Origin of the sequence: Micromonospora deserti (genome assembly GCF_003236335.1) — a bacterium.
Lineage (GTDB): Bacteria > Actinomycetota > Actinomycetes > Mycobacteriales > Micromonosporaceae > Micromonospora > Micromonospora deserti.
This window is the reverse complement of the sequence record NZ_POUB01000311.1, coordinates 1-6,359: the sequence shown is the minus strand read 5'-3', so window position 1 is coordinate 6,359 and position 6,359 is coordinate 1. Positions and strand designations below refer to the sequence as shown.

The window sequence follows — 6,359 nt, the reverse complement described above, 5'->3', positions numbered from 1 at the left end:
ACCAGGCGTCCTACTGGATGACCACCGAGGCCCTGGCCGACTGGATCGCCACCCGCGGCTACACCGCCTGACGAACCCACCAACACCGAAGGGCCGACCCCCAACCGGGGGCCGGCCCTTCGGCGTCTCTACCGGTCGGCAACGTGCCCGGCCACCATCAGCGCCGGCCGACACGGCCGTGCCGGACCGGGGTGCTCAGCCGCCGGAGTCGGCCAGCTCGGCACCCTCCGGGACGGTGTCGTCGTCGCGGCTGGCCAGCCAGCCGTCGGGTAGGAAGACCTTGCCGGGCGAGTTGGTGCGGCCGCGCGGCTGGCCCAGGGTGGCGACCGGGAACGGTTCGGCCGGATCCAGCTTGCCGAGCAGGTCGTCCAGCTGGGCCAGGCTCTCGATCATGGCCAGCTCCCGGCGCAGCTCGCTGCCGATCGGGAAGCCCTTCAGGTACCAGGCGACGTGCTTGCGGAAGTCGGTGCAGCCGTCCCGCTCGCCCCGGGCCGGGTTCCGGGCCCCGGCGGTGAACTGGTCGACCAGCAGCTCGGCGTGACGGCGCATGGTCCGCGCGACCTCGCCGAGGGTGGGCAGCCGCCGCTCGGGGCGGCCGTTGAACGCCGCCTCCAAGTCAGCGAAGAGCCACGGGCGACCCAGGCAGCCCCGGCCGACCACCACGCCGTCGACGCCGGTGTACGCCACCATGCGCAGGGCGTCGTCGGCCTCCCAGATGTCGCCGTTGCCGAGTACCGGCACGTCCAGCGCCTGCTTCAGGGTGCCGATGGCGTCCCAGTCCGCGGTGCCCGAGTAGCGCTGCGCGGCGGTCCGCCCGTGCAGGGCCACCGCGGCCACCCCGGCGTCCTGCGCGGCGAGCCCCGCCTCGACGTACGTCAGGTGGTCGTCGTCGATGCCCTTGCGCATCTTGACGGTGACCGGCACCCCGGCGGGTGACGCGGCGTCCACCGCCGCCTTCACCAGCCGGGCGAAGAGCCGGCGCCGCCACGGCAGCGCGGAGCCGCCGCCCTTGCGGGTCACCTTCGGCACCGGGCAGCCGAAGTTCAGGTCGACGTGGTCGGCGAGGTCCTTCTCCACCACGATCCGCACGGCGGCCGCGGTGATCTCCGGGTCGGTGCCGTAGAGCTGGAGGCTGCGCGGCTGCTCGTTCTCGCCGAAGGCGATCATGCGCAGCGTCTTGGGGTTCCGCTCGACCAAAGCAACGGTGGTGATCATCTCGCAGACGTAGATGCCGCCGCCCTGCTCCCGACAGAGCTGCCGGAAACCGACATTGGTGATGCCGGCCATCGGGGCGAGCACCACCGGCGGCCACACCTGGTGCCGCCCGAGGGTGAGCGGGCGGAGGCTGACGGGGGCGGAACTGGTCACGTACCCAAGAATCCCACGCCGGCCGGGTCGGGTCGGCCAGCGGTGGCCGGTCGCCGCCGCGATGGTGAGCGAACTCGCACCGCGGGCGGCGACCGGCCCGGGATCAGGCGGCCGGCTTCGACAGGACCAGACCGGAGACGTCCACGATGAGGGCGGTGGCCGTCTGCACCCAGATGGCGAAGGAGTAGCCGCGCCCGCTGTACGACCCGAGCTGCACCTCCACCAGGTTCGACAGGATCTGGTTCGGGCCCCACCAGTTGAGCGAGGAGGTCTCCGGCCGCGCGATCGACGAGCTGTAGGCCTTGAGGAAGCCCGAACTCACCGTGGCGGCGACGGTGATGTTGACGAACACCGAGAGCGCCTGACCCGGCTGCACCAGCGGCAGCCCGCTCACCGAGAGGTGGATGGTGGAGCCGGCCTTCATCTTCCCCGTGCTGTCGACGCTGCTCTTCAACCCGGCGATGTACGGGTCGTACGTGGTCGACGTGGGCACCGCGCGACTGTCCAGGATCCGCCGCGGTGGTACCGCCACGGTGCTGTTGGCCCACCGGGAGGTGTTGACGTACGCCTTGGTGTTGCCCCGCCCGCCGATGACCAGGTCGCCCTCGTTGGTCACGGCGAGCGACCCGGTCGGCAGCTCGTTCGGGATGCTCGGGTCGGAGGTGGGCGTCAGCACCAGCGGCGCCTTGCCGGCGGGCGAGCGCAGCGCCAGCGCCGGGTTGGCCGACGACCCGCCGGTCAGCAGGGTCTCGGTGTCGAGGGCACTGTTGCTCGTACCGAGGATCACCGGGTTGCCCGGGTCCGCGCTGGCCGGGGTGGCGACGACCGCCGCCGCGCCGACCCCGGCGCCCGCGGCGACGCCCGCCTTGATGATCCGGCGGCGGGTGGTCGAGCCGGTCTCCTCGGTGGTCATGCTGCTGGTCTCCTCGGTTCCGTGGTCACGCACCGGTCCGCACCTCCCGGTCGCCGCGCTCGGCACGGGCCTTGATCTCGGCGGCGCGCACCTTTGGGGTGCCCGACTCGGCGGTGAGCGACGCCCGGGCGGTCGCCTTGGGGCTGTTGATCACCGCGGACTCCGGGTGCCGGACGAGCAGCCCGGTCACGTCGAAGATCACCGCGGTGGCGCTCTTCTGCACCCAGATCGCCACCACGTCCGGGTAGTAGTCGCCGTTGACGGTCTCGTACGCGCCGAGTTGCGTGATCACCCCGTTGGAGAGCAGCTGACCCGCCGTCCACCAGTTGATGGTGGAGGCGTTCGGCGGCCCGCCCGCGCCGTAGACGGTGATGAAGCCACCCTTCTCGGTCTTGGCGACGGTGATGTTGCCCAGCAGGCCCTCGGCGTACTGGGCGATGCCCTCCAGGTGGACGACCAGAAAGGTGTCGGCGAGCGCGCGCCCCTGCGAGTCGATCCGGCCGGCGCCCTCCAGCAGCCGGGCCCGGCCGCCGGAGGTGCGGGTGTCCAGGACCCGGGTCGGCGGGATCGGCACCAGCATCGTCGAGGTGGCGGTGGTGTGCACCTCGTGCCGCGGCACGGCGCCGGCGGCGTCCGCCTTGCCGGCGAGGGCCAGCCCGGCGGTGGTCGGGTAGACCGCCCCCGGCTGCGGCGCGGTGACCGTCGTCCGGGTGAGGTGCAGCGGTGCCCCGGTGGCGTTCTTCAGGGCCAGCGTGGCCTGGCCGAGCGAGGCAGAGGAGGTGATGGCGGTGCCGTTGCTGCCGGTGTTGGGCAGGCCGATGGCGACCGGGTCGCCGGGGGCGGCCGCCGCCGGCGAGGCGTTGGCCGCGGTCGCGGCGGTGGCGGCGACCGCCGCGCCCCCGGTCACGGCGGCCCGCCGCAGCAGGGAGCGCCGCGAGGCGGAACGGTCGGGCTCGGACGAGGTCATCTCATTCCCCCGTTGCTGGGTTGACGGGTTGGGACTGGTCGACGTAGGTGGCGGGCGGGCCGGCCACCTACGCCCCACCGCCGAGCAGGACCTGGCTCGGATGGCCGACCAGCAGGCTGGTCAGGTCGACGATCACGTGGGTCGGCGAGGCGGTCGCCTGGATCGTGATGACGCTGCGGTAGGCCCCGCTCGCGCCTAGCCGGGTGAACAGGAAGTTGGACAGGATGGTGCCGGCGGTCGACCAGTTCAGGTTCGACGCGGTGGGCTTGGTGCCCGCACCCCAGACGGTGAGCACCCCGGGGCCGGTCATCCCCACCACGGTGACGTTGCCCTTGATCGCGTAGCCACCCTGGACGTAGCTGTCGAGGCTGACCACGATGGGCTTGCCGGGCGTGAGCCGGCCGGAGGAGTCGAGGGTGTCCGCGCCCGAGACGATGAGCCGGCGCAGGTCGGCGTAGCGGGTGTCGAGCACCCGGGTGGGCGGAACGGCGACCGAGGTGGTGGCCCACTCGCTGGTCCAGGCCCAGCCGTTGGTGCCGTTGCCGCCGCTGTCGGTGCCGGCCCGCACGAAGAGGTCACCCATGTCGTCGACGGCGAGGGTGCCCACCTCGGAGTCGAGGACCTGCGGGTAGAGGCTGTCGCTGGGCACCAGCCGCAGCGCCGGCCCGCTGCCGTGCTGTAGCCGGAGCGCCTCGACCGCCTGGTCGGCGGTGAGCGTGGTGGTGGCGGGGCCGGCGTCGTTGGCCTCGCCCAGCACGAGGTGGTCGCCCGGGTCGGCCTGGGCGGTGCCCGGCACACCGACCGCGGCGGCGACGCCCGCGCCGGCGGTGGTGGCGGCGACCGTGGCGGCGCGGCGTAGCAGGCGCCGGCGGTTCGGGTCGTGGTCGTGGTCCGGTTGCGACGCGCGCGTCATGCAGACACCCCCGTGACGAGATTCAACGCCGGGAATGCTCGCACGAGATCATCGCCGACTCAACAGCCGGGTGGGCATCCACCTCGGCCGGTCGCCCGATTGGTCCGCATCGCCGGGCGGCGGAGCCGGGCGGCCACCGGTTCGGCCGCGGCCGTTGATCGCCGGGTGGGTGCGGGTGGTGCGCACGCAGACGGCACGCGGGAACGGCGACGGCCCCGCCCGGCTGGGCGGGGCCGTCGGACCGTCGGGTCAGCAGCCGGGCAGTCGCTCGATCAGGTAACGCTCGACCTGGTCCAGCGAGATCCGCTCCTGCGCCATGGTGTCCCGGTTTCGCACGGTGACCGCGTTGTCGTCCAGCGTGTCGAAGTCGACGGTCACGCAGAACGGGGTGCCGATCTCGTCCTGCCGGCGGTAGCGCCGGCCGATCGCCTGCGAGTCGTCGAACTCCACCACCCAGCGCTTGCGCAGCGCGGCGGCGAGGCCCTTCGCCTTCGGCGAGAGCGCCTCGTTGCGCGACAGCGGCAGCACCGCCACCTTCACCGGAGCCAGCCGCGGGTCGAAACGCATCACGGTGCGCTTGTCCACGCCGCCCTTGGTGTTCGGCGCCTCGTCCTCGTCGTACGCCTCCAGCAGGAAGGCGAGCACCGCCCGGGTGAGACCGGCGGCCGGCTCGATGACGTACGGCACCCAGCGCTCGCCCTTGGTCTGGTCGAAGTAGGACAGGTCGACGCCGGAGTGCTTGCTGTGCGTGGAGAGGTCGAAGTCGGTGCGGTTGGCGATGCCCTCCAGCTCGGCGAACTCGCTGCCGCCGAACTGGAAGCGGTACTCGATGTCCACCGTCCGCTTCGAGTAGTGGGAGAGCTTCTCCTGCGGGTGCTCGTAGAAGCGCAGGTTGTTCTCCGACAGGCCGAGGTCGAGGTACCAGTTCCAGCGCTCGGCGAGCCAGTACTCGTGCCACTGCTCGTCGGTGCCCGGCTCGACGAAGAACTCCATCTCCATCTGCTCGAACTCGCGGGTGCGGAAGATGAAGTTGCCCGGGGTGATCTCGTTGCGGAACGACTTGCCGGTCTGCGCGATGCCGAACGGCGGCTTCTTGCGCGCGACGGTCTCCACGTTCTTGTAGTTGACGAAGATGCCCTGGGCGGTCTCCGGGCGCAGGTAGTGCAGCCCCTCCTCGCTCTCCACCGGGCCGAGGTAGGTCTTCATCAGGCCGTTGAACATCCTCGGCTCGGTGAAGGTGCCCTTGTTGCCGCAGTTCGGGCAGTTGATCTCGGCCAGCGAGGCCGGCGGGCGGCCGTGCCGGGCCTCGAACGCCTCCTCCAGGTGGTCGGCGCGGAACCGCTTGTGGCAGGACTGGCACTCGGTCAGCGGATCGACGAAGGCGTCCAGGTGGCCCGAGGCGGCCCAGACGTCACGGGCGAGGATCACCGCCGAGTCCAGGCCGACCACGTCGTCGCGCTGCTGGACCATCGTCTTCCACCACTGCCGGCGTACGTTCTCCTTCAGCTCCACGCCGAGCGGACCGTAGTCCCACGCCGACCGGGTGCCCCCGTAGATCTCACTGGAGGGGAAGACGAAGCCCCGGCGCTTGGCGAGGCTGACGACGGCGTCGATACGGTCGGCTGGCATGTTTCCTCCTACGCCGACTGGCGGTCGGCGGGGACGCTGTGGGATGGCACGAACGGTTCGGGACAACGGTACGACCGGCAGGGTCCCGAGCCCAGCAGAATACCGGGGCCGGGTCAGCTGACCTCGCAGACCTCCATGTCGCCGGTCTGCCGGTCCTGCCCGAGGGTGACCTGCTGCCGCTCCCGGTCACCGCCGGTGAAGGTGACGTCCACCGGCACGGTCAGCGTGGTGTTGTCGACCTCGCCGACCCGGAAGGCGCTGATCTGCGGTTCGGCCGCCACCCGCTGCTCGAACTCCCGCCGCGACTCACGCCGCTGCGCCTCGTCGCAGAGCTGGTCGTACGCCGCGCCGTACTTCCGCTCGACCAGCGCCTGGTAGTAGTCCGTGGAGACCGCCCGGCCCTGCTCCTCGACCGCCTGCACACTGGTCACCGCCAGGCCGATCACCGCGGTGCCGCCGCCGCCGCAGCAGAGCAGCACGGCCAGCGCGCCCGCGCCGAGGCCCAGCCAGAGCCGGGTGTTGCGACCCTCGGTGGGGGGCGCCGCGAACGGCGGGGACACCCCCGGGCC

At 72.1% G+C, this 6,359-nt stretch carries 6 protein-coding genes; all 6 read right to left on the bottom strand.

Annotation, left to right across the window (positions count from 1 at the left end):
* Positions 1 to 195: 195 nt before the first annotated feature.
* Positions 196 to 1,368 carry a tRNA dihydrouridine synthase DusB gene (gene dusB, locus C1I99_RS27830; RefSeq protein ID WP_111137176.1) on the bottom strand — a complete coding sequence of 391 codons (1,173 nt, stop codon included), beginning with the start codon at positions 1,366 to 1,368 and terminating at the stop codon, positions 196 to 198.
* Between the two features lie 103 nt (positions 1,369 to 1,471).
* On the bottom strand, positions 1,472 to 2,314 hold the full coding sequence (locus tag C1I99_RS27825; RefSeq protein ID WP_111137175.1) for a hypothetical protein: 843 nt from the start codon (positions 2,312 to 2,314) through the stop codon (positions 1,472 to 1,474).
* Positions 2,307 to 3,248 carry a hypothetical protein gene (locus tag C1I99_RS27820; protein ID WP_111137174.1) on the bottom strand — a complete coding sequence of 314 codons (942 nt, stop codon included), beginning with the start codon at positions 3,246 to 3,248 and terminating at the stop codon, positions 2,307 to 2,309. The genes C1I99_RS27825 and C1I99_RS27820 overlap by 8 nt, the downstream gene beginning before the upstream one ends.
* Positions 3,249 to 3,315: 67 nt before the next feature.
* On the bottom strand, positions 3,316 to 4,161 hold the full coding sequence (locus C1I99_RS27815; RefSeq protein ID WP_111137173.1) for a hypothetical protein: 846 nt from the start codon (positions 4,159 to 4,161) through the stop codon (positions 3,316 to 3,318).
* 249 nt (positions 4,162 to 4,410) lie between these two features.
* Positions 4,411 to 5,790, bottom strand: a complete 1,380-nt coding sequence (locus C1I99_RS27810; RefSeq protein ID WP_111137172.1) for a glycine--tRNA ligase — start codon at positions 5,788 to 5,790, stop codon at positions 4,411 to 4,413.
* A 113-nt stretch (positions 5,791 to 5,903) separates the two neighbouring features.
* Positions 5,904 to 6,359: Rv0361 family membrane protein (locus tag C1I99_RS27805; protein ID WP_233512760.1), on the bottom strand; the 456-nt coding region annotated here is incomplete at its 5' end.

Excerpts from the sequence above, each read along its gene's own strand:
- C1I99_RS27820 (WP_111137174.1), bottom strand. The coding sequence starts at position 3,248 with ATGACCTCGTCCGAGCCCGACCGTTCCGCCTCGCGGCGCTCCCTGCTG.
- C1I99_RS27815 (WP_111137173.1), bottom strand. The coding sequence starts at position 4,161 with ATGACGCGCGCGTCGCAACCGGACCACGACCACGACCCGAACCGCCGG.
- C1I99_RS27810 (WP_111137172.1), bottom strand. The coding sequence starts at position 5,790 with ATGCCAGCCGACCGTATCGACGCCGTCGTCAGCCTCGCCAAGCGCCGG.